Source organism: Streptomyces sp. NBC_01465, from assembly GCF_036227325.1.
In the GTDB taxonomy this organism is placed as follows: domain Bacteria; phylum Actinomycetota; class Actinomycetes; order Streptomycetales; family Streptomycetaceae; genus Streptomyces.
In genome coordinates this window covers 2035992-2060781 of the sequence record NZ_CP109467.1, presented here as the reverse complement: position 1 = coordinate 2060781, position 24790 = coordinate 2035992, and the positions used below count along the sequence as shown (strand labels likewise).

Here is a 24790-nt window from a genome sequence, read left to right as displayed (position 1 = left end):
TGACAAGGGGCGAAACGGCAACTCCTGGGACACGCGGAGGTAACGAAGTCACCCGCTTGCAGAAATCTGCCGCAAAGTCTTTCGGTCTTCTTTCAACCTTGTTACGTTCCTGGCAACCCGGCGCCGTGATGGAGCGGCACCTGTTGAAGGAGTTCACATGCGACGTGGCATAGCGGCCACCGCCCTGGTCGCGGCCCTGGCGCTCGCGGCGACGGCCTGCGGCGGAGACGACAGCGGCAGCGGCAAGTCGGACGGCCCGGTCACCATCACTTGGTGGGACACGTCGAACGCGACGAACGAGGCCCCGAACTACAAGGCGCTGATCGCCAAGTTCGAGAAGGCCAACCCGACCGTCAAGGTCAAGTACGTCAACGTCCCGTTCGACACCGCGCAGAACAAGTTCACGACGGCCGCCGGTTCCAAGGGCGCCCCCGACGTGCTGCGCTCCGACGTCGGCTGGACTCCGGGATTCGTGAAGTCGGGCTTCCTCGCCCCGCTCGACGGGTCCCCCGCCGTCACCGACACCTCGGCCATCGACCAGACCCTGGTCAAGCAGGCCCAGGTCGACGGCAAGACCTACGGCGTCCCGCTGGTCACCGACACCCTCGGTCTGCTCTGGAACAAGGACCTGCTGAAGAAGGCGGGCTTTGACAAGGCGCCGACCACCCTCGACGAGCTCAAGGCCGTCTCCAAGGCCGTCGCGGACAAGACCGACGCCGACGGCTTCTGGCTGCACGCCGACGCGTACTACCTGATGCCCTACCTCTACGGCGAGGGCACCGACATGGTCGACGCCGCCGCCAAGAAGATCACCATCAACGACGCCGCCGCGGTCAAGGCCGTCACCGAGGCCAAGTCCCTCCTGTCGGCGCCGGGTGTCCACAAGCTCGACGCGACCGCCAACAAGTACGCGAACATGCAGGACGCGTTCAACAACGGCAAGGTCGCGATGATCGTCCAGGGCCCCTGGGAGCTGACGAACATCTACAAGGGCAAGGCCTTCACCGACAAGGCCAACCTGGGCATCTCCGCCGTCCCGGCCGGCTCCACCGGCACCGCCGGCGCCCCGCTCGGCGGCCACAACCTGGTCGCCTACGCAGGCCAGGATGCTGCGCACCTCAAGGCCTCCGAGAAGTTCATCGGCTACATGACCTCCGCAGCCTCGCAGACGGAGATCACGACCAAGAACGGCACCCTGCCCACCCGCACGGACGCCGTCACCCCCGCGGTCAAGGCGCTCCCCGGCGTCTCGGAGTTCCAGGCGCTCCTCGCCAACGGCAAGGCCCGCCCCGCGCTCCCCGAGTACAGCTCGCTCTACGCGGATCTCGCCACCAACTACGTGAAGATCCTGCAGGGCAAGGACAGCGTCCAGAGCGGTCTGGACGCGACCGCCAAGAGCTACAAGAAGCTCGTCCCGACGTTCAGCGACTGACGGCTCCACCGGGCCCGTCCGCCCCGGCCACCGTGCCGGGGCGGACGGGCCGTCCGTACGTCCGTCCGTATGTACGCAGGCAGTAGAACCACCGCAGCAGAGTCGAGAAGGTGTCGCAGATGACCGTCGCCGCAGAGGGCGGGGCAGCCCGGGTCAGGCCGCCCGGCCCGATCAGCCGGATCAAGCAGTCGTACAACAAGCATTGGTACGCCTGGGCCATGGTGGCCCCGGTCGTCCTCGTCCTGATCGTGCTGGTGCTCGTACCGCTGGTCCGCGGCATCTACCTCACCTTCACCGACGCCACCAGCGACAACGTCGGGCGCACCATCGGCGTCAACCACATACCCGACACCTTCAAATGGGTCGGGTTCGACCACTACCAGGAGATCCTCTCCGGCGGTGACGGCCAGTTCTGGCCGCACTTCGTCTGGACGATCGTGTGGACCGTCGTCTGTGTGACGCTGCACTACAGCATCGGTCTCTCGCTGGCGATGATGCTCAACCGCAAGCTCCGCGGCCGCACCTTCTACCGCGTCGTGCTGATCCTGCCGTGGGCGGTGCCCACCTTCGTCACCGTCTTCTCCTGGCGACTGATCCTCGCCGACGACGGCGGCATCCTGAACTCCGCGCTCGGCGCGCTGCATCTGCCCGAGCCCGGCTGGCTGAGCGACACCTTCTGGCAGCGCGTCGCCGCGATCGGGGTCAACACCTGGGTCGGCGTGCCGTTCATGATGCTCTCGCTGCTGGGCGGACTGCAGTCCGTACCGGCCGAGTTGTACGAGGCTGCGGAGATGGACGGGGCCACGCCCTGGCAGCGCTTCCGGCACATCACGCTGCCCAGCCTGCGGTCCGTGTCGTCGACCGTGATCCTGCTCGGCACCATCTGGACCTTCAACCAGTTCGTCGTCATCTTCCTGCTGTTCGGCGCGACCGGCGGCGAGGACGCCCAGATCCTCATCACCTGGGCGTACCGGCTCGGCTTCGGCCAGATGCCGCGCGACTACGCGGGCTCGGCGACGTACGGCGTGCTCGTCCTCTCCATGCTGCTGGTCTTCGCGACCTTCTACCGGCGCTGGCAGGCCCGCGGCGAGCAGGGAGGCCTGCGATGAGCTCGGCGACGTACGAAGACAGGAACGAGAAGAAGAAGGCGGGCGGCACCATGGCGGCGACAACAGCGGCGAGGCCAACTGCCGCCGAGACCAAGCACCTTCGCCGCGGCGAGCGCAGCAAGGGCGCCTCCGTACTGCTGCACGGCGGACTGATCATCGCGAGCTTCGTCGCGGCGTTCCCCGTGCTGTGGATCGCCTGGATCTCGCTCGGTCCGGACAAGAACGACTTCCTGCACCCGGGCGGCATCGCGAAGAAGATGAGCCTGTCGAACTACTCGTTCGTGCTCCAGCACACGGACTTCCTGACCTGGTTCGGCAACTCCCTGATCGTCGCCCTCGGCACCACTCTGCTCGGCGTTTTCATCGCCGCCAGCGCCGGCTACGCCGTCTCGCGGATGCGCTTCCCCGGCCACCGCCAGCTGATGTGGACCTTCCTGGTCACCCAGATGTTCCCCATCGCGATCCTGATCGTGCCGCTCTACAACATCCTGGCGAAGCTCGATCTCCTCGACACCTACTGGGCGTTGATCCTCGCGTACTGCACGACGGCCGTCCCGTACTGCGCCTGGCTGCTCAAGGGGTACTTCGACACCATCCCGATGGAGATCGACGAGGCCGGGCGCGTCGACGGGCTCACCCCGTTCGGCACCTTCTACCGGCTGATCCTTCCCCTCGCCCGGCCCGGCCTCGCGGTCGCCGCGTTCTACACCTTCCTGACGGCCTGGGCCGAGGTCGCGTTCGCGTCGACCTTCATGCTCAGCTCCGACAAGTACACCCTCGCCGTGGGCCTGCAGACGTACATCAGCGAGCACGACACGCAGTGGGACCTGATGGCCGCGACGTCGGTACTGATCGCGCTGCCCGCCTCCGTCTTCTTCTATCTCGTACAGCGCCATCTGGTCAGCGGCCTGTCGGCCGGCGCGTCCAAGTCCTGACCCGCACAGACCCGTACTTCGTGTACACCTCCCACCCCTCGCACTCCCAAGGGATGTCATGACCCAGCACCTCGCTGCTCCCACCGGCCACCCCACGCCCGGCGCACAGACCGGATGGTGGCGGGACGCGGTGATCTACCAGGTCTATCCGCGCAGCTTCGCCGACGCCAACGGCGACGGCATGGGCGACCTCGAAGGCGTACGCAGCAGGCTTCCTTACCTGCGCGACCTCGGTGTCGACGCCGTCTGGCTGTCCCCCTTCTACGCGTCCCCGCAGGCCGACGCCGGCTACGACGTCGCCGACTACCGGGCGATCGACCCGATGTTCGGGACGCTCCTCGACGCCGACGCGATGATCCGCGATGCCCACGACCTGGGCCTGCGCATCATCGTGGACGTCGTGCCGAACCACTCCTCGGACCAGTACGAGTGGTTCAAGCGGGCCATCGCCGACGGTCCTTCGTCGCCGCTCCGGGCCCGCTACCACTTCCGCGAGGGCAGGGGCGAGAACGGTGAACTCCCGCCCAACGACTGGGAGTCCATCTTCGGCGGCCCCGCCTGGACGCGCGTCGCGGACGGCTCCTGGTACCTGCACCTCTTCGCGCCCGAGCAGCCCGACCTCAACTGGGAACACCCCGCCGTCGCCGACGAGTTCCGCTCGATCCTGCGCTTCTGGCTCGACATGGGCGTCGACGGGTTCCGTATCGACGTCGCCCACGGGCTGGTCAAGGCCGAGGGGCTGCCGGACCTCGGGGGCAGCGACCAGCTGAAGCTGCTCGGCAACGACGTCATGCCGTTCTTCGACCAGGACGGTGTGCACGAGATCTACCGCTCCTGGCGCAAGATCCTCGACGAGTACCCGGGCGAGCGGATCGCCGTCGCCGAGGCGTGGACGCCGACCGTGGAGCGTACGGCGAATTACGTGCGCCCCGACGAGCTGCATCAGGCCTTCAACTTCCAGTACCTGGGCACCCCCTGGGATGCCGAGCAGCTGCGCGAGTGTATCGACGTGTCGCTCGCCGCGATGGCGCCGGTCGGCGCGCCGGCCACCTGGGTGCTGTCCAACCACGACGTGACGCGGCACGCGACGCGGTTCGCGAACCCGCCCGGCGGCACCCAGATCCGTACGGCCGGAGACCGCGAGCTGGGTCTGCGGCGCGCCCGCGCGGCGACGATGCTGATGCTGGCGCTGCCCGGGTCCGCGTACGTCTACCAGGGCGAGGAGCTCGGCCTTCCGGACGTCACGGACCTCCCGGACGAGGTCCGCCAGGACCCGTCGTTCTTCCGGGCGCAGGGCCAGGACGGCTTCCGCGACGGGTGCCGGGTGCCGATCCCGTGGACCGCGGACGGCTCCTCGTACGGCTTCGGCAGCGGCGGCAGCTGGCTTCCGCAGCCCGCGACCTGGGCCGAGCTGTCGGTCGAGGCGCAGACCGGCGACCCCGACTCCACGCTGGAGCTGTACCGCAGCGCGCTCGCCGTACGCCGCGAGCAGCCGGGTCTGGGTGCGGGCGCATCGGTCGAGTGGCGCGACGCACCCGGGGGTGTGCTGGTCTTCGCCCGCGAGGGGTTCGTCTGCACGGTGAACACGACGGGTGAGGCCGTACGGCTTCCCGCGCCGGGCCGTGTGCTGCTCGCCAGCACCGAAGTGACCGTAGGCGATGGGGAGTTCGTACTTCCCGCGGACACCACGGTGTGGTGGGCGGTGTGACCCTGGCACCCCGGCTCTCGCACATCGCCACGCAGGCATCGGTCAGCGAGGCGACGGTCAGCCGGGTCCTAAACGGGAAGCCGGGCGTCGCGGACACCACGCGTCAGCGGGTGCTCGCGGCGCTCGACGTGCTGGGTTACGAGCGCCCGGTGCGGCTGCGGCAGCGCAGCGCCGGACTGATTGGGTTGGTGACGCCCGAGCTCACCAACCCCATATTCCCGGCGTTCGCGCAGGTCGTGGAGCAGGTGCTGGCCGGGCACGGCTACACCCCGGTCCTGTGCACGCAGATGCCCGGCGGTGCGACCGAGGACGAGCTGGTGGAACAGCTGGTGGAGCGGGGGGTCGGCGGGATCGTCTTCCTGTCCGGTCTGCACGCGGACACGTCGTCGGACCCGTCGCGCTATGCGTCACTGACCGAGCGCGGGGTCCCGTTCGTACTGATCAACGGGTACAACGAGCGCATCAGCGCACCCTTCGTCTCGCCGGACGACCATGCGGCGATGCGGATGGCGGTCCGGCACCTGACGGACCTCGGCCACCGGCGGCTCGGGCTCGCGGTCGGACCGCTGCGGTACGTGCCGTCGCGCAGGAAGCAGGAAGGCTTCCTGGAGGCGGCGGTGGGGGATGGGCTTTCGGCTTTCGTACAGAGCACGCTCTTCAGCGTCGAGGGCGGGCAGGTGGCCGCCGGTGCGCTGCTCGACCAGGGGTGCACGGGGATTGTCTGCGGCAGCGACATGATGGCGCTGGGTGTGGTGAGGGCCGCCAGGGAACGGGGACTTGAGGTCCCCGGCGACGTCTCGGTGGTGGGCTTCGACGACTCGCAGCTGATCGCTTTCACGGATCCGCCGCTGACGACGGTGCGCCAGCCGGTGCAGGCGATGGCGACGGCGGCGGTCGGTGCGCTGCTTGAGGAAATCGGGGGGAATCCGGTGCAGCGGACGGAGTTCGTCTTCCAGCCGGAGCTGGTGGTGAGGGGTTCGACGGCGCAGGCGCGGCCTTGACGCAACCCTGACGAAAGCCTGACCAAGCCCGTACGCAGGGCCGTTTCGCTGATCGTTTCGATGACATACGCTGCCGAGCGATGACGTACTCAGGGGGCGCAGGTCAGCCTGGGGCCGCTGCCGGCGGGGCGGCGGAGCCCCCGGCCGGACGCACCTGGGACTCGGCGCTTTCGGCGCAGGAGTTCATGGCGATCAAGGGCGCCGGCTTCGACCCGGTCGGGCAGGTGCTCGGCACTGCTGTCTTCCACCTCGGGTACAGCGGGGTCTGGGGCTGCCCGGGCCCGTGGGACCTCAGGCCACCGACCTCGGCGTGGAGTTCGTCGTACGCCCCGCTCGTACGGACGATGTACGCGGCCCGCAGGCTGGCCCTCTCGCGCGCGGTCGCCGAGTGCACGGCGCTCGGCGGCGACGGGATCGTCGGGGTGAAGCTGCGGATCGGCGCGTTCCCGGCGGGCGGCCTTGAGTTCACCGCGCTGGGCACGGCGGTCCGGGCGCGGTCGCGCATCCGGCCGCGTACACCTTTCACGTCGCACCTGACCGGCCAGGACTTCGCCAAGCTGATCCACGCGGGCTGGGTCCCGACCGGACTCGCCTTCGGCATCGCGCTCGCGGCCCGGCACGACGACTGGCGCGGTGCGGGCCGGTTCACCTGGGCGGCAGGAAACCAGGAAGTCGACGGCTACACCCAACTGATCAACTACGCCCGCCACGACGCCCGTACACAACTGGCCCTCGATGCGTCGAAGCACGGCGGCGACGGGGTGGTGGTGGACGACGTGGAGCTGAGGGTGTGGGAGAGCGAGTGCCCCGGGATGGGGTCTTCGCGCGACGTCGGCGCGGAGGCGGTCTTCGTGGGCACGTCGGTCGCCCGTTTCCGCAGCTCGGCGCGGCCCGCTGTGCGTACACCACTGACGATCATGAGACTGGAGCGCGAGCACTGACATGAGCGAGCGAACTGGGCAGGAACGACTGGCGGCGGAGGGCGTGCCCGAGGACGCGATGCGTCGGCTCGCGCAGCTGAAGCCGGGGCAGAAGGGCTCGCTCTTCACCTCGGACCTGACGGTGAACGAGTTCCTGCTGGTGAGGGAGGCCGGTTTCCGCCCGCTGGGTCTGGTGCTGGGCTCGTCGGTGTACCACGTGGGCATCCAGCTGGGCCGGTGGACGAAGAACCAGGAGCTGACGAAGCTCTCCCAAGCGATGTATCACGCCCGCGAGTTGGCGATGAGCCGCATGGAAGCGGAGGCGAGCGCGCTGGGTGCGGACGGGATCGTCGGGGTGCGCCTGGACATCGAGTTCAAGGAATTCGGCTCGGACATCGCGGAGTTCATTGCGGTAGGTACGGCGGTGAAGGCGGACGAGGCGGACCCGGGCCCGGGCGGAACGTGGCTCAACGTAAAGGGCAAGCCGTTCACTTCGGACCTCTCCGGCCAGGAGTTCTGGACGCTGATCAGGGCCGGGTACGCGCCGCTGGACCTGGTGATGGGATCGTGCGTCTACCACGTGGCCCACCAGCGCTTCACGCAGGCGCTGGGGAACACGGGCCGCAACGTGGAGATCGAACAGTTCACGCAAGCGCTGTACGACGCGCGGGAGTTGGCGATGGGCCGGATGCAGTCGGAGGGCCAGGCGCTGGGGGCGGAGGGCATCGTGGCGGTGCAGTTGCGCCAGCACTCGCACACGTGGGGATCGCACACGACGGAGTTCTTCGCGATCGGGACGGCGGTGCGCCCGCTGCGCGACGACCACGTGATCGAACGCCCGACGATGGTGCTGAGCCTCGATGCCTGAGCGAGACGTGGCGATGCTGGCGGCGGCACTGCGCCAGGACAGCGCGGACCTGAACCTCTACGCGAACGTCCTGTCGACGAACCTGGCGGACTCGCTGCCGCAGGGATCCGTACGGATCAAGCGCAAACGATCCGTAGCGGAACGGGTGGCGGGCCGCGAGGGCTCGGTGGCCGAACTGGACGTGTCGCTGGGGGAGCAGAGGCTTGCGCTGCGGATGGACCGGGGCCGGATGACGGGGGAGATCCGCCACGAGGTGCGGGGTGTGGTGCTGTCGCGCCGCGAGGTGGGCCTGGACGAATGGATCGACTCCTTGGCCCAGGCACTGACGGAGGCGGCAACGTCAAATGCCCGCGCGCGCGAGGCGGTTGAACGCTTCCTGTCCTGAATGTTGCTGTGGGGTCCGGTGGTGGGCTTCGGGTGGGTGGTTGTGTGGCGGGCTCGTTTCGCGCCTTCGGCGCAAAGAGGCTGGCTACAGCGAACAGGTGGGGGGCGCGGGCGGGTTGCCGGTCGCGCGGCTCGGCGGGTTGTTGGTGTCAGGGATCAACGACGCTGCGCGTCGTTGGCCTCGCCCTGGGGGCGAGTCCGTCTGGTTGCTGCCGCGTGGTGGCTGGGGTTTCGTGTGGACCGCGATGCTCGTGCGGACCGGTGGGGCTGATCGGTTCGACTGCGGGGCACTTCGGCGGGGTGGTTGGGGTGAGAGCGTCCGGGGTGGAGCTCCGCTCCCCGGGGTGGGGGTCGATGTCGCACCACTTGCATGGGGCTGCCGGTCTCGGCTTGGCGTCAACGGGTGGTCGTGGGGCGGGTGTTCATGCCCCGCTGGTCGCTGTCCGGTGGTCGAGTGGGGTGTTACCCCGGGTTACTGCCGGAAACGGACAGGCATAGCAGACATATGAGTGCGCCTGGTGTCCGTTTCCGGCCGTAACGGGGGATCGGGCACCCGGCGGGAGGGTGTGGGGAGTGAATGTGCGCTGGGGGTGAGGATTGGCTCCCCGGGGTGGAGGCCAGGTAGCGCAGAGTGGGGCAAATGGGGTGTGCGAGGGGTGGCGGGTGGCGGCTTGGGCCGCTGCGAGATGCGGAGGTCCGGTGGGGCCGGACCTCCGCATCTCGCAGTGACGGCCGCGCCATCCAAGCGGGGCGAACGGGGGCGCGCTAGGGGGTTCTGTGGCGCGGAGGTTCGGCGAGACCGAACATCCGCGCCGCACCACCCGGGGCACACCCCGCACACCCGCCGAGCCCCTCGCGCACCGCCTCGTCCCCCACCGGGCGGTGACCAGCGGGGCATGAAGTCGAGCCAACGGGCAGGTGGTTGACGCCGAGCCGCGAGCAACTGCCCCATTCAAGTGGTGCGCGAACCGGCCACCGCGCACCCATCGCGCCACGGGCCACCAGGGCCGGGCCGCTGTTGCGGGCGCAGCCGCACCCGGGCGCCGGTCCGCCGCCCGCAGCCCCGGGCCCACCCCGGCCCCGGCCCTTCCGGTCCGGGCCACCCACACCCCAGGTCCCCTCCCCACTGTGGCCAGGCCTCCCTGCCGACCGATAGCCGCCAACCCCAGCGCCGGAAGGGACGGGGTCAAGGGTGGAGCGCAGCGGAATCGGCGCAGCCGACGCGACCGCAGGGAGCGCCATTGACGCTGGCCCTGGAGGCGCGCACACTCCCGGCGTCGGTTGACAGGGAGACCCACCCAACGAAGCCCCCGACGGTCATGTCCCGCCGAGTGGTGTAGTCAGTCGAGCTTGTTGGGTTCCGGTTGTGTGGGGATCTTTCGTTGCGGTGTGGGCTTGTCGGTGAAGAGTTCGGCCATGGAGCCTTCGGAGAGGTAGCGGCGGTCGAAGACCTGCCACTCGTCGTGGAGTTCGGCCAGGACCGCGGCGGCGAGGCGGTCGAGGGCGGCGGGGTTGGGGAAGACTTGGACGACATCGGTCCTGCGTTTGATCTCTCGGTTCAGCCGCTCCAGCGGGTTCGTGGACCAGATCTTCTTCCAGTGCGCGGGCGGGAAGTCCGCGAACGCGGTGATGTCCGGTGCGGCTTCCAGCAACATGGCCTTGACCTTGGGAAACTGGCGTCCGAGCATGTCGGCCACCACGTTGAGCTGGGCGCGGACGGTCTCGGCGGTCGTCTGCGCGAAGATGGTACGGATCGTTGCCGCGACCATCTCCCCGGAGCCCTTCTCGATCACCGAGAAGACGTCGCGCACGAAGTGGACGCGGCACCTTTGCCAGGCCGATCCGAGGAACACGGTGCGGATCGCGGCCACCAGACCGCTGTGCGAATCGGAAATCACCAGCTGGACGTTGTCCAGGCCGCGGGAGCGCAGGCTGCGAAGGAACGTGGTCCAGAACGGCTTTGACTCGCTGTCGCCGACCATCAGTCCAAGGACCTCGCGGTGCCCGCTCGCCGAGATCCCGGTCGCGATGACCACCGCCTGCGAGACGATCCGGTGGTTCACCCGCGCCTTGCAGTACGTCGCGTCCAGGAAGACGTAGGGGAAGACCGTGTGGTCCAGAGGCCGTTCCTTGAACGCGGTGAGTTCCGCGTCGAGTTCGCCGCAGATCCGCGACACCTCGGACTTCGAGATCCCGCTGTCCGCACCGAGTGCTTTGACCAGGTCATCGACCGACCGGGTGGACACACCGTGCACGTATGCCTCCATCACCACGGCGAACAGAGCCCTGTCGATACGCCGTCGGCGTTCCAGCAACGAGGGGAAGAACGACCCGCTCCGCACCTTGGGAATCTTCAGGTCCAAGTCGCCGGCCTGCGAGGTCAGCAGCCGGTCACGATGGCCATTGCGCCAGGCCACACGGTCGCTCGAGTGCTCACCGGGGGCAGCACCGATGGCCTCGGTCGCTTCGGCTTCGATGAGTTCTTGCAGGATCCGCTCGCACAACACCCTGATCGACTCGATTCCATCGGCCGTACGTAGTGACTCCAGCAGCCGCATCAGGTCAGACTGGGACAAGGCCATCGCGTCCTCCTCGGTTGAACTGGCCGTTCACCAGGGAGACTTACGCGATGGCCTGCCCCTTGGTCAGGGAGCAGTCACCACCAGCGGGCGCACGCCCCGGGCAGACACCCGCGCATTCCAAGACCCGGATCGGCTACACCACTCAGCGGGACGCCATCCCCCCGACCAGGGGAACCAGGTAGGAGAGGCCTCAGGTCGCCGCCGCGTAAGCGACGAAGCCCGCCCGTGCCTGCGACGGTGGGCGTACTCGCTGCTCTGTGGTGGGCATTCAGCAGTCGCGTGAGCTGCGTGCGGCGCTTGCGGGGGCCGGGCGGGCGGTGTCGCTGAATACGTCGACGACTGCGGTGTGGATCCAATCCCCGTGATTCGGGCCGGCAACTGCCAGCGCGGACGCGACCGCCGTCAGCCCGGCCCTGTCCTTTCGTCGGAGCAGGGCTTCAGTGGTCACCCTGGTGACGTAGGTGTCGCCAGGGTCGAGCACGAGCTCCTGCAATGGCCCCAGTGCCTCCTGCATCTCGGCGAACCCTGCCAGGCCATGACCGGCATCCGCGCGGTCGCGGTAGTCGTGGCTTCGCCCGAGTTCGCCGAGCGCCACAACAGCGGCATGCCGCAACTGCCTGTCCACCGGCCTGCTCACCCCTCCCACCACCTCCGGGAAATTACCATCGAGGCGTCGAATGCGAGCCGGTGACCGCAGCCCGATGTGCCGTGCTCAGCAGAGACACCGCGAGAGAGGCAGCAATGGACCAAGGCACCCGCGGCGAGCTCATCAGCCGGTTGGCCGAGGCGATCAGGTCCGTCACGACCGCGCACCCGCTGCGGGTCGCCATCGACGGGCCGCCCGCCTCCGGCAAGACCACGCTGGCCAAGGAACTCGCCGTCGTACTGCGCGCGCAGGACCGCGCGGTCATCCGCGCGACCGTCGACGACTTCCTCTTCCCCCGTGCACAGCGCTACCGACGCGGCCAGTACTCGGCCGAAGGCTGCTACTTCGACGCCCACGACCACGGCGCGGTGTGCCGGGTCCTGCTCGATCCGCTGGGCCCGGGCGGAGACCGTAAGTTCCAGCACATGGTCTACGACAGAGACACCGACACCCCGTCGTCCCCGCCGGCCACGACCGCCCCCGCAGACGCCGTGCTGTTCTTCGACGGTGTCTTTCTCCTGCGCCCGGAACTCATCGACCGGTGGGACCTGAGCATCTTCGTGTCCGTCCCCTTCGAGCAGACGGTGGAGCGCGCCCGGGATCGAGGGGCAGCCCTGGCAGAGTCCGCAGCCGATATCGAACGGTCCTGGCGCCACCGCTATATCCCCGCCCAGCAGCTCTACTTCGCGACCGCCGTCCCCACCGACCACGCCGACATCGTCGTGCACAACGATCAGCTCCATCGGCCGACCTGGGAATTCCGCGGGGAGCGCTGATGCACTCGGAAGCGGCGTCGGGTCAGATGGAGGTGCCTGTTTTCGGGGTGCAGAACTCGATCTTCGGATAGTGCTGGGAAGGTCCCTCCAGGAGGGGCTGAGGCCGGTCGCGCAGGTGCAGATCCAGGAACGCTCGGGTGTACCTGCGGACGATCTCCGAGGCACGCACCGCGGGCAGGTCGGCGCCCATCTCGATCTCGAACTGCTCGGCCAGCAGCCCGACATCGGTGAAGGAGGCGTGTTCGGCTCCGGCCACTACGAGCCATCGCTTCCACCCGAGCAGGTGGTGCCAGTCGCGTTCCCAGGTGGCGGCCGCGCCGCCGCTGCCGGGGCTGTACTGGGACTGCCTACCGAGGAACAGGAACGGTCGGGTCAGGCCGCTGTTCGGGATCGGGAAGTGGGTCGTGCCGTCGATGTTGATACCCGCGCACACACGGGCGTCGGCCAGCATGGACGTGATGGCGCTCGCACCGCCGACGGAGTGGCCCACCATGGCGATCCTGGATGGGTCGATGAGTCGGGCAGCGTCCCATTTCGCGTGTGGCCCGGTCAGTTCGTCCAGTACGAAGGAGACGTCGGCGGCCCTGCCCTTGACCAGCCGCTGCCAGAACGCTTCGTCATGCGTGACCTCGCCGGCCGTGCAGGTGGTGACCCGCCCGTCCGGGAAGGCAGTGGCGACGCTTTCGTAGGTGTGGTCGATCGCGGCCACCATGTAGCCGTGGCTGGCCAGGTCCTCGGCGAGGGTGGTCAGCGTCGCGCGGGGCTTGGTGAAGCCGGGGGAGAGCACGACCAGCGGCAGACCGCGCTCGGGCCCTGCCGGTTGCGCGTCGGCGGAGGCGTTGGTCCGTGTCGTACTCAACACGTCCGATGGTCCGGGGATGCCCGCCTCTTTGAGGAACAGCTCCGATTCCGTCGGCGTCATGTACGGGGCGCGCCGCCCGCTCGGCGAGGCCGTCGGGCTCCACAGGGAGACCATGAGTTCGCGCGCACCCGCCTCGGGCGCCCAGGGATCGGGGCGGGAACCGTCCGTGAGGTGCAGCGACGTGGCGCCGACCGCATGGGGTCCGGTCGGTAGGGGCAGGTGCGGAGTGCTGCCCGGCTCGAATCGCGTGTGCTTCATGGGGCCTCGGTCATTCCGGGGGTCTCGGCGCGCCCACCGTATGCGGCCCTTGCCGGCGGGGTCGAGGGTGGGGCTGGCTGTCCGTATCGTTGGCCGCTGGTGAACGGACGGGCGTGTGCGGGGTGGGAATGAAGGGTTTTGCGGGGGAGTTCGAGACACACCTCACCGTGGTGCCTGGCGCCATGGCCGGTGACGAGGGCCGCATACGTCGGTGGGCGGCGCACCACCGTGTGAAGTACACGCGGATCGTGCTCGACCGGGGCGCGACCCCTGAACAGCCGATGCTGACCGTGCGCGGCCACGGTGGCCTGCCGGCGCAACGGGAGGCCGCGCTGACCTGGGTCGAGCGGCTGGAGGCCGAGGGGTTCGGCGTCGCGCGCGTGAAGATCGAGGCAGCACCGTGGAACGAGGACGTGCCGCGGACGGCCGCCGAAGCCCAGGAGCTCCCTCCCGGCTGCTACTTCGAGCACCACGTCAAGGTCGCTCTGGCCGATGAGTCCGAGGTGGCGGCGGTACGCGAACTCGCCGAACGGCACACCGCCCATGTGTCGCGCAACGCCCGCCGTGAACTGGGTGCGAGCGGGCATGAACGCTTCATCACACAGCGCTGCCGCGACGTCGGCCGCGCCGAGGCCCGCCGCCGACTCGACGCGCTGCTCGACGCCCTGGCGGCGGTGGGATTCAAGGCCGTCGAGGTGGAGGAGGAGTTCGTCGTGCACGACGACCGACCCGCCCTGGACAGCGGGTGGATCGAGGAGAAGGCGGATGTCCGGTGACCCGGCCCGCGGACGGCGAACGACGGCGCAGTGTGCATCGGGCTGTGCTCGATCATCTGGTGCACCTCGTCGCCAGGTCCCCGTTGGGTGACTCCCTGGTGTTGCGGGGGAGCATGGTGATGCCCGCGTGGGTGGGGGTGGACGCGCGGGAGCCGGCCGACCTCGACTGGATCGTCTCTCCGCCGCTGGTGGTTCCGGTCGATCCTGGGTCCCCGTATCCGTACGTGGAGGACTTGGAGGTCGTACAGCAGTGGCCGGAGGCGGCCGACGGCGCAGGCCGGTACGACATCTGGAAGTTCGAGGATTTCGGCACCGGGGGCCAACGGCCGATGGTCCCGCCCGAAGGGCTGAACTGGCTCATCGAGGCGGAGCCGGAGGCCCGCCAGGCACCGGAGTTGCTGCTCGACCTGGTGCGTGAACGGCCGGTTGCCGCGCCGGGTGTGGTGCTCAATGCGGACGCCGCCCGGAGCGACGGGACGTGGACCTACTCGGAGTACGACACCCCGGGCATACGCCTCGTCGTCCCCTGGGAGGCGGAAGGCATTTTGCCGGGCGAGGTGCGGCTGGACTTCGCCCGCGACGAGTGGCTCCCGGAGCCCCCAGTTCTGACCGCGATACCCCGTGGTGACGGGACCGGGCCGAACGTCGTGCACACCGCGAGCCGTGAACTGTCGCTGGCCTGGAAGCTGTTGTGGCTGCACGCCGATTGCGCGACGGAGGGCCGGGCGCAGGCCAAGGACCTCTACGACGCCGTACTGCTCGCGGAGGCGGAGGGTACGAAGCTGTCCCCACGGCTGCTGCGCACGGTCTTCCGCCGCGAGCCGGGCAACGCCACTGCGGCAGACGCCCTTCACCTGGATGCGATGGCCCTGTGGTCCGTGGACTGGGAGGCGTTCCGCGTGAGCCACCCACAAGTCCGGGGTACGGCGGAGGAGTGGCTGGGACGCCTGGGCCGGGCGCTGGGCCCAGTGCTGGAGCGGTAGTTCCCTCACGTGGTCAGGTTCGGCGGGTGCTCCGGAGGATCCGGTCGACGACGGTTGCCGCTGCCTCCGGATGGTCGTCCAGCCATCGGTTGACGTGCTCCCGGACGGCCTGCTCGACGCAGGTGTGTGCTGCGGCATTGCCCAGTACGCCACGCGTTGCCCCCTCGAACTCGGGGGCGTCCAGCTTGACCGAAACGACTGCTGTCAGGCCTTCGCCGATGTGGTCGGGATCGATGTCGGGGTCTGTGGAGAGCAACAGTTGGTGCTCCCGTGCGTACGTGGTGACCGCAGCCGCCAGCCCGTCGCGGAAGCCGCGTTCGTGCGTGCCGCAGAGGGTGGGACGGCTGTTGGCGAAGCTCCGGATCCGCTCCTCTCCGGAGGCGCGCCAGCGCAGGGCCACTTGCACCGTCCCGGCCATGAGCGGTTCCTCGCGCTCGAAGCCGGTGATCTGTGCATCAACGAGGTCCTCGTCCTGCTCGTCGAGGAAGGCGACGAAGTCCCGGGCCCCCGCCGAGTACCGGAACTGAGCCGAGCGAGGCGCGTCCGGCACACGTCGGTCGGTCAGGTGGATCTCCAAGTCCCGGTTCAGCAGGGCCAGTTCCCTGAAGCGATCGGCCAGCTTGTCGAACGGGTAGTCCACCGATTCGAAGATTTCCGCATCGGCCCAGAAGGTGAGAGTGGTCCCGTGGCCGGGCGAGGCGCCTGTGTTGATCAGTGGGGTGACTGCCTTGCCCCGCGCATACTCCTGGGTCCAGCGGGTTCCCTCGCGTCGTACTTCGGCCGTCAGCCGGCTCGACAGGGCATTGACGACGAAGGGGCCCACGCCGACGAAGCCGATTGTCACGTCGTGGCGGCCGAGGGCCCGTGTCCAGTCCTGTATCTGGGTCAGCAGGGCTTCCAGGTCGGATACTCCTGGCCCGTCGTCGGCGACTTTCACGCCAAGGCCGGGTAGGAGCGTGATGTCCACGAGGCTCGCCCGGCCGGCCAGGACCTCGTTGACGGCGCGGTCGGCGGCCTCGAACACGAGCTGACACAGGCCGCGTTCACTGGTCGAGCCGATGTACATTCCGGGCCGCTTACGGATGGCTTCCGCGCCCTCCAGGACCTCGATCTGGCTGGCGTCGTACGCGTTGGTGCCTTCACTCATGATGCCCCTCCGAAGGTGTCCAGCGATGCCCTGAGCCTAGGCGACAGTGTGGAAAACACCAGGTCAGAGCATGTGTGGCCAACCTGTGTGCGGGTGCGTACGCGCCGGGTCGGAGGTCGTTGACCCCCTGGGTCGCAAACTGCCGATGCGTCGCTGGTACGGTCCGTCGAAGCCGCTGGTGGTGCCATTCCCGGTGGCCCTGAGGTTGCCAATTCAGAAAGCGCCTCAACTGGTCTGTGGGCGGGGTGAGTTGGGTGACCGTGGAACGTGCTGAGATGGGTGGGCTCGTTTACGGGGGCAGCGGCAAGCTCCTGGATGTCTATCGGCCTGCCCTCGTCTCGGAGCCGTTGCCTGCGGTGCTGTTGTGGCACGGCAGAGGGCCCGACGAGCGGGACGTTCTCGCACCGCTTGCCCGGGCTGTGGCTGAGTTCGGCGTCGTGGTGTTCGTTCCGGACTGGTGCTCCGATGCCCGCGATGGAGGGCGTACTCACTTGCGGGAGTCGGCCGCGTTCGTGCGGCGGAATGTTGTGGACCTCGGTGGGGATCCTGCGCGGATCGCGCTCGCGGGGTGGTCGCTGGGCGGCAAGTCTGCGGTGAGTGCCGCCCTGAATCCCTCTGTGCTCGACGGGTGGGCGCCGCGCGCTGTGGTGGGCATCGCCGGTGGGTGCTGGACTCCGGCGCCCACGACCGGTACCGCACCCATGGATGACCTGCGTGGTGCGGTGCCTACTGCGCCGGTCGTGCTGGTGCATGGCACCGCCGACACCGTGGTGGACATCCAGCAGTCGCGCGAGCTGCGCGACGCGCTCGTGGAGCGCGGGTGCGTGGTGTCGCTGGAAGAGGTCGACAGCGATCACGCCGGTGTGGTCATGACCGAGTACGCGCCCGAACTCGGGCGCTGTCGGCCCACCGTGGCCGAGCACGCCGTGCGGGCCGGACGTCGTACGGCCCAGTTGGTGGCTCTCGCCGCAGGGGCGGACGACTGAAGGGAGACCCGGGGCCTGCCCAGGTTGGGCGGTGGCGGGGAGGTGGCCCCGGGGCTCTCTGCGTGCGGTGAATCTAACATCACTGCAATCTCTTGCGGAAGGTCTTTCTGGTGTGGGGATCTCTTTGTTTCGCTTGGGTAATCCCGTCATGTCCAAAGGGTTGACCATGCCTTGAGGGGCTCGTACGGTCTGCTGCGCAGCTAGAGCTTGCAGTCTTGCAGCAAGAACATTCATCGCTGCCTCCCCCCATGTGCAGGAGGAACCATGGCACGCAGACCCCTCTCCGCCGCGCTGGCCCTCGCGGCCGCCGCCGCGCTCTCCGTCGTCGCCACGTCCAGCCCCGCTCACGCCGCCCCCACCGGCGACAAGGACGTCACCGCCGTCCTGTTTGAGTGGAAGTTCGACTCCGTTGCGAAGGCGTGCACCGATCAGCTCGGGCCGGCCGGTTATGGGTTCGTTCAGGTCTCGCCGCCCCAGGAGCACATCCAGGGCAGCCAGTGGTGGACCTCGTACCAGCCCGTCAGCTACAAGATCGCGGGGCGGCTCGGTGACCGTACGAGCTTCGCCAACATGGTCAGCACCTGCCATGCGGCGGGCGTGAAGGTCGTTGCCGACTCCGTCATCAATCACATGACGTCGGGGTCCGGGACTGGGACCGGGGGGTCCTCGTACAGCAAGTACAACTACCCCGGTGTCTACTCGGCCGCCGACATGGACGACTGCACCGCGACGATCAGCAACTACCAGGACCGCGCCAACGTGCAGAACTGCGAGCTCGTCGGGCTCGCCGATCTGGACACCGGTGAGGAGTATGTGCGGGCGAAGATCGCCGGGTATCTGAATGATCTGCTGTCGCTCGGCGTCGACGGGTTTCGGATCGATGCCGCCAAGCACATGCCCGAGGCCGACCTTGCCAACATCAAGTCGCGGCTGAGCAATTCAGGGGTCTACTGGAAGCAGGAGGCCATCTATGGGGCCGGTGAGGCCGTCTCGCCCAGTGAGTACACCGGGACCGGGGACGTGCAGGAGTTCCGGTACGGGCGGAGTCTGAAGGATGTCTTCAACAACCAGAATCTGGCTTACCTGAAGAACTTCGGCGAGGGCTGGGGCTTCATGCCCAGCGCCACCTCCGCCGTCTTCGTCGACAACCACGACACCGAGCGCGGCGGCGACACCCTCAACTACAAGGACGGCGCCAACTACACGCTGGCCAACGTCTTCATGCTGGCTTACCCGTACGGCTCGCCCGACATCAACTCCGGTTACGAGTGGACCGACAAGGACGCCGGGCCGCCCAACGGCGGGACCGTCAACGCCTGTTACAGCGACGGGTGGAAGTGTCAGCACGCCTGGACCGAGATCGCCTCCATGGTCGGCTTCCGCAACACCGCTCGCGGGCAGGCCGTCACTGATTGGTGGGACAACGGGGGCGACGCCATCGCCTTCGGGCGTGGCAGCAAGGCCTACGTCGCCATCAATCACGAGTCCAGCTCCCTGACCCGGACCTTCCAGACCTCTCTGCCCGCCGGTGACTACTGCAACGTGCAGAACAACACCGGTGTGACCGTCAACTCGGCGGGGCAGTTCACCGCCACCCTCGCCGCCAATACCGCGCTCGCGTTGCAGGTCAACGCCCGGACGTGCGGCGGTAGTTCGAGTGGGGGCACCACTGCCGCCGGTGCCTCCTTCGCCGTCAACGCCACCACCGTCCTCGGCGAGAACATCTACGTGACCGGAGATCAGTCCGCCCTCGGCTCCTGGAACACCGACAGCGCCCTCAAGCTCGACCCCTCCAGCTACCCCGTCTGGAAGCTCGACGTCTCGCTGCCCGCCGGCACGTCCTTCTCGTACAAGTACATCCGCAAGAACTCCGCCGGAGCCGTCACCTGGGAGAGCGGCGCCAATCGCACCGCCACTGTCCCGGCCAGCGGGAAAGTCGCCCTGAGCGACACCTGGCGCAGCTGAAATCCCACCACCGAGGAGTCCCCGTGAAATCCCTGCGAAGAACGGCTGTCGCCGTCGCCGTCGCCCTGTGCGCGGCGTTCGTGCCGGCGATACCGGTCGCCGCCGCCGCGAAGGCGCCCGCACCGCCTTCGGACGCTGCGCTCGCCTCCGTGCCGGCACGCAATGATCTGACGAAGGAGCAGTTCTACTTCGTCATGCCGGACCGGTTCGCCAACGGGGACTCCTCCAACGACCAAGGGGGGCTGACCGGTTCGCGCCTTCAGACCGGGTACGACCCGACCGACAAGGGGTTCTACCAGGGCGGCGACCTGAAGGGGCTGACGCAGAAGCTCGACTACATCAAGGGGCTCGGCACCACCGCCATCTGGATGGCGCCGATCTTCAAGAACAAGCCCGTGCAGGGGACGGGGGCCGACGCCTCCGCCGGCTACCACGGTTACTGGATCACCGACTTCACCCAGGTCGACCCGCACTTCGGGACCAACGCCGACCTGGAGAAGCTGATCGACGTCGCCCACCACAAGGGCATGAAGGTCTTCTTCGACGTCATCACCAACCACACCGCTGATGTCGTCGACTACGAGGAGAAGTCCTACGACTACCTGTCGAAGGGCGCCTTCCCGTATCTGACCAAGGACGGCGTGCCTTTTGACGACTCCGACTACTCGGACGGGACCAAGAAGTTCCCGGCCGTCGGCACCGGCTCCTTCCCGTACTCCCCGACGGTCCCCTCCGCCGAGAAGAACGTGAAGGTGCCTTCCTGGCTCAACGACCCGACGATGTACCACAATCGCGGGAATTCGACCTACGCCGGAGAGTCCGCCGACCAAGGCGACTTCGGCGGCCTCGACGACCTCTGGACCGAGCGGCCCGAAGTCGTGCAGGGCATGGAGAAGATCTACGAGAAGTGGGTCAAGGACTTCGACATCGACGGGTTCCGCATCGACACCGTCAAACACGTCGACATGGACTTCTGGACCCAGTGGGCCACCGCCCTCGACGCGTACGCCGCCAAGCGCGGCCGCAGCGACTTCTTCATGTTCGGTGAGGTCTACTCCGCCGACCCGAAGATCACCTCCCCGTACGTCACCCAGGGCCGCCTCGACGCGACCCTCGACTTCCCCTTCCAGGACGCGGCACGGCAGTACGCCTCCCAGGGCGCTCCCGCCTCCAAGCTCGCGGACGTCTTCGCGCAGGACTACCGGTACACCACCGACAAGGCCAACGCGTACGAGCAGGTCACCTTCACCGGCAACCACGACATGGGACGCATCGGCTACTTCCTCAAGGCCGACAACCCGAAGGCGAGCGACGCCGAGCTCGTCCAGCGCGACAAGCTCGCGAACCAGGTGATGTTCCTCGCCCGCGGCAACCCCGTCGTCTACTACGGCGACGAGCAGGGCTTCACCGGGTCGGGCGGCGACAAGGACGCCCGCCAGCCGATGTTCGCCTCGAAGACCGCCGACTACCTGGACGACGACGAGCTGGGCACCGACCGGACCGCCGCCTCGGACGCGTACGACACAAGTGCGGTGCTCTACAAGGAGATCGCCGCTCTCTCCAAGCTGCGCAAGGACAATCCCGCGCTCACGGGCGGCGTCCAGACCGAGCGCTACGCCAAGGACTCCGTCTACGCCTTCTCCCGTACGGACGCGAAGAGCGGCGCCGACTACCTGGTCGCCGTCAACAACGCCACCACGCCCCAGATCGTCGAGGTTCCTACCGGCTCGGCAAGCACCGCCTACCGCGCCCTCTACGGTACGAAGTCCGACGTGACCAGCGGCGCGAGCGGCACCGCCACCGTGACCGTCCCCGCCCTCTCCTCCGTCGTTTACAAGGCCGCGACCCCCGTCGCCGCCCCCGGCGCCACCAAGCCCGCCCTCACCCTGACCGCCCCCGCCGCCGGAGCCACCGGCACCGTCGAGGTCTCCGCCGACGTCACCGGTGGCGGCGCGCTCAACCGCGTCGTCTTCGCCGCCCAGGTCGGCAACGGCGCCTGGAAGACCCTCGGCTCCGCCGACCACGCCCCGTACAAGGTCACCCAGGTCGTCGACACCTCCGCCGGAACAGCCCTCCGCTACAAGGCAGTTGTCGTCGACCGGGCTGGACGTACCGCCTCCGCGACCGCCGAGACCGTCGCCGGAGCGACCCCCGCCACCCAGCCCCCGACCGCCACCCAGCGCGACTACGCGATCGTCCACTACAAGCGCGCCGACTCCGACTACACCGACTGGGGCCTGTACGCCTGGGGCGACCTCGCCGACGGCGAGTCCACCACCTGGCCCGCCAGCCATCCCTTCACCGGCCGGGACGCGTACGGCGCCTTCGCGTACGTCAAGCTCAAGCCCGGCGCCTCCGCCGTCAACTTCCTCGTCATCGACAAGGACGGCAACAAGGACGTCTCCACGGACCGCACCATCGACGTCACGAAGACGGGCGAGGTCTGGCTGGAGCAGGGCAAGGACACTGTCACCACGGAGAGGCCCGACTACCCGGCGCAGGACACCACCAAGGCCGTCGTCCACTACCACCGCGCCGACGGCAACTACACCGGCTGGGGTCTGCACACCTGGACGGGTGCCGCGTCGCCGACCGACTGGTCCAAGCCCCTTGAGCCGACGCGCATCGACTCCTACGGTGCCGTGTATGAGGTGCCCCTCGCGGCAGGCGCCACGTCGCTCAGTTACATCATCCACAACGGCGACGCCAAGGACCTGCCCACCGACCAGTCCCTCGACCTCAAGGCCAACGGCTACGAGGTGTGGCTGTTGAACGCCACGGAGAAATACCTCCTTCCGCAGCCCGCCGGCGGCGCCGCCGCCCTCGACCTCACCACCTCCAAGGCGGTCTGGATCGACGCCAACACCGTTGCCTGGAACGGCAGCGACGCCGCCGCGTCCACCCAGGTCCTCTACTCCCCGCACGGCTCGATCGCCGTCAAGGACGGGGCGCTGACCTCGGAGGACGAGCACTGGCTCCGCCTCAACAAGACCGCGCTCACGGACGCCCAGAAGGCCAAGTTCCCGCACCTCGCCAAGTACACCGCCTACTCGGTCGACGTACGCGACCGCTCCCGCATCCGTGCCGCCCTCCGCGGCCAGCTCGTCGCCTCGCAGCGCGCCGCCAACGGCGCCGTCCTCGCGGCGACGGGTGTGCAGATCGCCGGCGTACTCGACGACGTGTACGCCAACGACTCCGCACTCGGCGCCACCTTCGACCGCCACGGTGCCCCGACCCTCCGCGTCTGGGCCCCCACCGCGCAGAGCGTCTCGCTCCTCCTCGACGGGCAGCGGGTCGCGATGCGGCGCGACGACAGGACCGGCAACTGGTCGGTCACCGGCAAGAAGTCCTGGCTCGGCCAGAAGTATCTGTACGAGGTGAAGGTCTGGGCGCCCACCGTCCGGAAGATCGTCACCAACCAGGTCACGGACCCCTACTCCGTCGCCCTCACCACCGACTCCAAGCAGAGCGTCGTCGCGGACCTGGACGCCAAGTCCCTGGCCCCGTCCAGCTGGTCGACCCTGAAGAAGCCCGCCGCCGTACCGCTCAAGGACGCCGCCATCCAGGAGCTGCAGATCCGCGACTTCTCCATCGCGGACAGCACCTCCCAGCACCCCGGCGAGTATCTGGCCTTCACCGACACCCAGTCGGACGGCATGAAGCACCTCAAGCAGCTCGCCCGGTCCGGCACCTCCTACGTCCACCTCCTCCCGGCCTTCGACATCGGCACCATCCCCGAGAAGAAGTCCGACCAGCAGACCCCAACCTGTGACCTCAAGGTCTACGCACCCGACTCCGACAAGCAGCAGGAGTGCGTGGCGGCAGCCGCTGCGAAGGACGCGTACAACTGGGGCTACGACCCGCTGCACTACACCGTCCCCGAGGGCTCTTACGCCTCCGACCCGGAAGGCACCAAGCGCACGGTCGAGTTCCGGCAGATGGTCCAGGGCATCAACGGCGCCGGTCTGCGGACCGTCATGGACGTCGTCTACAACCACACCGTCGCCGCTGGCCAGGACAGCAAGTCCGTCCTCGACCGCATCGTGCCCGGCTACTACCAGCGCCTCCTCGCCGACGGCTCCGTGGCGACCTCCACCTGCTGCGCCAACACCGCGACCGAGAACGCCATGATGGGCCGGCTCGTCGTCGACTCGGTCGTGACATGGGCGCGCGAGTACAAGGTCGACGGCTTCCGCTTCGACCTCATGGGCCACCAGCCCAAGGCCAACATCCTGGCCGTACGCAAGGCACTCGACGCCCTCACCCTTGCCAAGGACGGCGTGGACGGGAAGAAGATCATCCTCTACGGCGAGGGGTGGAACTTCGGCGAGGTCGCCGACGACGCCCGCTTCGTCCAGGCCACCCAGAAGAACATGGCCGGCACCGGCATCGCGACCTTCTCCGACCGCGCCCGCGACGCGATCCGCGGCGGCAGCCCCTTCGACGCCGACCCCGGCGTCCAGGGCTTCGCCACCGGGCTCTACACCGACCCCAACTCCTCGACCGCCAACGGCACTTCCGCCGAGCAGAAGGCCCGCCTCCTGCACTACCAGGACCTGATCAAGGTCGGCCTCACCGGCAACCTCGCCGGGTACTCCTTCACCGACACCTCGGGCCGCACCGTCAAGGGCTCGGACGTCGACTACAACGGCGCCCCCGCCGGTTATGCGGCCGCCCCCGGCGACGCGCTCTCCTACGCGGACGCCCACGACAACGAATCCCTCTACGACGCCCTCGCCTACAAACTCCCGGCCGCGACTCCTGCCGCAGACCGGGCCCGTATGCAGGTCATCGCCATGGCGACCGCAGCCCTCTCCCAGGGGCCCTCGCTCTCCCAGGCGGGCACCGACCTCCTGCGCTCCAAGTCCCTGGACCGCAACTCCTTCGACAGCGGCGACTGGTTCAACGCCATCCACTGGGACTGCCGCGACGGCAACGGCTTCGGGCGCGGGCTTCCGCTCGCCGCCGACAACGAGTCCAAGTGGCCTTACGCCAAGCCCCTGTTGACCGGCATCAAGCCCGCCGACTGTTCCACCATCACCTCGACCACGGCCGCCTACCAGGACCTGTTGAAGATCCGCACCACCGACCCGGCGTTCGACCTCTCCACCACCGCCCAGGTGCAGTCCGCCCTCTCCTTCCCGCTCTCGGGCAGGGACGAGACGCCGGGCGTCATCACCATGCGCCTCGGTGAGCTGGTCGTCGTGTTCAACGCGACGCCGACCGCGCAGACCCAGAAGGTCTCCGCACTGGCCGGGACGGCGTACGCGCTCCACCCCGTCCAGGCGTCGGGCGCGGACGGTACCGTCAAATCGGCTTCGTACGAAAGGAATTCGGGGAGCTTTACCGTTCCTGCGCGGACCGTCGCCGTTTTCTCCCGACGCTGAAGCGGGCCGGACGCTACCGTGGGGGCCTGCCTGCTCCCCACGGCAGCTGTCCGGCCAACCCGAGA

General features: G+C 68.5%; 18 protein-coding genes. 14 read left to right on the top strand and 4 right to left on the bottom strand.

The features are described from left to right. The first annotated feature begins 157 nt into the window (after nucleotides 1–157). From OG707_RS09415 to OG707_RS09380, 8 genes are all read left to right on the top strand, one after another. On the top strand, nucleotides 158–1432 hold the full coding sequence (locus OG707_RS09415) for an extracellular solute-binding protein (RefSeq protein WP_329116372.1): 1275 nt from the start codon (nucleotides 158–160) through the stop codon (nucleotides 1430–1432). 119 nt (nucleotides 1433–1551) lie between these two features. After that, a complete protein-coding gene (locus OG707_RS09410) occupies nucleotides 1552–2541 on the top strand; it encodes a carbohydrate ABC transporter permease (protein ID WP_329116370.1) in 990 nt (329 codons plus the stop codon). Beyond that, on the top strand, nucleotides 2538–3476 hold the full coding sequence (locus OG707_RS09405; RefSeq protein WP_443071298.1) for a sugar ABC transporter permease: 939 nt from the start codon (nucleotides 2538–2540) through the stop codon (nucleotides 3474–3476). The genes OG707_RS09410 and OG707_RS09405 overlap by 4 nt, the downstream gene beginning before the upstream one ends. Before the next feature lie 58 nt (nucleotides 3477–3534). Further along, on the top strand, nucleotides 3535–5184 hold the full coding sequence (locus OG707_RS09400) for a glycoside hydrolase family 13 protein (RefSeq protein ID WP_329116368.1): 1650 nt from the start codon (nucleotides 3535–3537) through the stop codon (nucleotides 5182–5184). Continuing rightward, entirely contained in the window at nucleotides 5169–6185 is a 1017-nt protein-coding gene (locus tag OG707_RS09395; protein ID WP_443071297.1) for a LacI family DNA-binding transcriptional regulator, read from the top strand. Before OG707_RS09400 ends, OG707_RS09395 begins: the two co-directional genes overlap by 16 nt. A gap of 80 nt (nucleotides 6186–6265) precedes the next feature. After that, a complete protein-coding gene (locus tag OG707_RS09390; protein ID WP_329116365.1) occupies nucleotides 6266–7126 on the top strand; it encodes a heavy metal-binding domain-containing protein in 861 nt (286 codons plus the stop codon). 1 nt (nucleotide 7127) lies between these two features. Beyond that, a complete protein-coding gene (locus OG707_RS09385) occupies nucleotides 7128–7973 on the top strand; it encodes a heavy metal-binding domain-containing protein (RefSeq protein ID WP_329116364.1) in 846 nt (281 codons plus the stop codon). Beyond that, nucleotides 7966–8358 (top strand): hypothetical protein, encoded by a 393-nt coding sequence (locus OG707_RS09380; protein ID WP_329116363.1) that lies wholly within the window; start codon nucleotides 7966–7968, stop codon nucleotides 8356–8358. The genes OG707_RS09385 and OG707_RS09380 overlap by 8 nt, the downstream gene beginning before the upstream one ends. A 1339-nt stretch (nucleotides 8359–9697) precedes the next feature. Here the strand turns inward: OG707_RS09380 and OG707_RS09375 are convergent. Both OG707_RS09375 and OG707_RS09370 read right to left on the bottom strand, forming a co-directional pair. Then, entirely contained in the window at nucleotides 9698–10939 is a 1242-nt protein-coding gene (locus OG707_RS09375) for an IS256 family transposase (protein WP_329116362.1), read from the bottom strand. A 268-nt stretch (nucleotides 10940–11207) separates the two neighbouring features. Then, nucleotides 11208–11576 (bottom strand): hypothetical protein, encoded by a 369-nt coding sequence (locus tag OG707_RS09370; protein WP_329116360.1) that lies wholly within the window; start codon nucleotides 11574–11576, stop codon nucleotides 11208–11210. Between the two features lie 104 nt (nucleotides 11577–11680). Here OG707_RS09370 and OG707_RS09365 point away from each other — a divergent pair, with 104 nt between their 5' ends. After that, the gene (locus tag OG707_RS09365; protein ID WP_329116358.1) at nucleotides 11681–12361 is read left to right on the top strand and encodes a cytidylate kinase family protein; all 681 of its coding nucleotides are present in this window, start codon (nucleotides 11681–11683) and stop codon (nucleotides 12359–12361) included. A gap of 22 nt (nucleotides 12362–12383) precedes the next feature. Here the strand turns inward: OG707_RS09365 and OG707_RS09360 are convergent, their stop codons facing one another. Further along, nucleotides 12384–13481, bottom strand: a complete 1098-nt coding sequence (locus OG707_RS09360) for an alpha/beta hydrolase family protein (protein ID WP_329116355.1) — start codon at nucleotides 13479–13481, stop codon at nucleotides 12384–12386. Nucleotides 13482–13609: 128 nt separating this feature from the next. On the opposite strand from OG707_RS09360, the gene OG707_RS09355 reads away from it, so the two are divergent. Both OG707_RS09355 and OG707_RS09350 read left to right on the top strand, forming a co-directional pair. Beyond that, nucleotides 13610–14257, top strand: a complete 648-nt coding sequence (locus OG707_RS09355; RefSeq protein WP_329116353.1) for a hypothetical protein — start codon at nucleotides 13610–13612, stop codon at nucleotides 14255–14257. Beyond that, a complete protein-coding gene (locus OG707_RS09350) occupies nucleotides 14227–15240 on the top strand; it encodes a nucleotidyl transferase AbiEii/AbiGii toxin family protein (protein WP_329116352.1) in 1014 nt (337 codons plus the stop codon). The genes OG707_RS09355 and OG707_RS09350 overlap by 31 nt, the downstream gene beginning before the upstream one ends. A gap of 13 nt (nucleotides 15241–15253) precedes the next feature. Here OG707_RS09350 and OG707_RS09345 read toward each other — a convergent pair whose 3' ends face one another. Further along, nucleotides 15254–16387 (bottom strand): DNA gyrase subunit B, encoded by a 1134-nt coding sequence (locus OG707_RS09345; protein ID WP_329116350.1) that lies wholly within the window; start codon nucleotides 16385–16387, stop codon nucleotides 15254–15256. Nucleotides 16388–16662: 275 nt separating this feature from the next. Between OG707_RS09345 and OG707_RS09340 the strand changes: the two genes are divergently transcribed. From OG707_RS09340 to pulA, 3 genes are all read left to right on the top strand, one after another. Further along, on the top strand, nucleotides 16663–17373 hold the full coding sequence (locus OG707_RS09340) for an alpha/beta hydrolase (RefSeq protein WP_329116348.1): 711 nt from the start codon (nucleotides 16663–16665) through the stop codon (nucleotides 17371–17373). A gap of 264 nt (nucleotides 17374–17637) precedes the next feature. Next, nucleotides 17638–19338 carry a carbohydrate-binding module family 20 domain-containing protein gene (locus OG707_RS09335; RefSeq protein ID WP_329116346.1) on the top strand — a complete coding sequence of 567 codons (1701 nt, stop codon included), beginning with the start codon at nucleotides 17638–17640 and terminating at the stop codon, nucleotides 19336–19338. A 23-nt stretch (nucleotides 19339–19361) separates the two neighbouring features. Continuing rightward, nucleotides 19362–24725 (top strand): pullulanase-type alpha-1,6-glucosidase, encoded by a 5364-nt coding sequence (pulA, locus tag OG707_RS09330; protein ID WP_329116343.1) that lies wholly within the window; start codon nucleotides 19362–19364, stop codon nucleotides 24723–24725. Nucleotides 24726–24790: the final 65 nt, after the last annotated feature.

Excerpts from the sequence above, each read along its gene's own strand:
- OG707_RS09415 (WP_329116372.1), top strand. The coding sequence starts at position 158 with ATGCGACGTGGCATAGCGGCCACCGCCCTGGTCGCGGCCCTGGCGCTC.
- OG707_RS09410 (WP_329116370.1), top strand. The coding sequence starts at position 1,552 with ATGACCGTCGCCGCAGAGGGCGGGGCAGCCCGGGTCAGGCCGCCCGGC.
- OG707_RS09405 (WP_443071298.1), top strand. The coding sequence starts at position 2,538 with ATGAGCTCGGCGACGTACGAAGACAGGAACGAGAAGAAGAAGGCGGGC.
- OG707_RS09400 (WP_329116368.1), top strand. The coding sequence starts at position 3,535 with ATGACCCAGCACCTCGCTGCTCCCACCGGCCACCCCACGCCCGGCGCA.
- OG707_RS09390 (WP_329116365.1), top strand. The coding sequence starts at position 6,266 with ATGACGTACTCAGGGGGCGCAGGTCAGCCTGGGGCCGCTGCCGGCGGG.
- OG707_RS09385 (WP_329116364.1), top strand. The coding sequence starts at position 7,128 with ATGAGCGAGCGAACTGGGCAGGAACGACTGGCGGCGGAGGGCGTGCCC.
- OG707_RS09380 (WP_329116363.1), top strand. The coding sequence starts at position 7,966 with ATGCCTGAGCGAGACGTGGCGATGCTGGCGGCGGCACTGCGCCAGGAC.
- OG707_RS09375 (WP_329116362.1), bottom strand. The coding sequence starts at position 10,939 with ATGGCCTTGTCCCAGTCTGACCTGATGCGGCTGCTGGAGTCACTACGT.
- OG707_RS09365 (WP_329116358.1), top strand. The coding sequence starts at position 11,681 with ATGGACCAAGGCACCCGCGGCGAGCTCATCAGCCGGTTGGCCGAGGCG.
- OG707_RS09360 (WP_329116355.1), bottom strand. The coding sequence starts at position 13,481 with ATGAAGCACACGCGATTCGAGCCGGGCAGCACTCCGCACCTGCCCCTA.
- OG707_RS09355 (WP_329116353.1), top strand. The coding sequence starts at position 13,610 with ATGAAGGGTTTTGCGGGGGAGTTCGAGACACACCTCACCGTGGTGCCT.
- OG707_RS09345 (WP_329116350.1), bottom strand. The coding sequence starts at position 16,387 with ATGAGTGAAGGCACCAACGCGTACGACGCCAGCCAGATCGAGGTCCTG.
- OG707_RS09340 (WP_329116348.1), top strand. The coding sequence starts at position 16,663 with ATGGGTGGGCTCGTTTACGGGGGCAGCGGCAAGCTCCTGGATGTCTAT.
- OG707_RS09335 (WP_329116346.1), top strand. The coding sequence starts at position 17,638 with ATGGCACGCAGACCCCTCTCCGCCGCGCTGGCCCTCGCGGCCGCCGCC.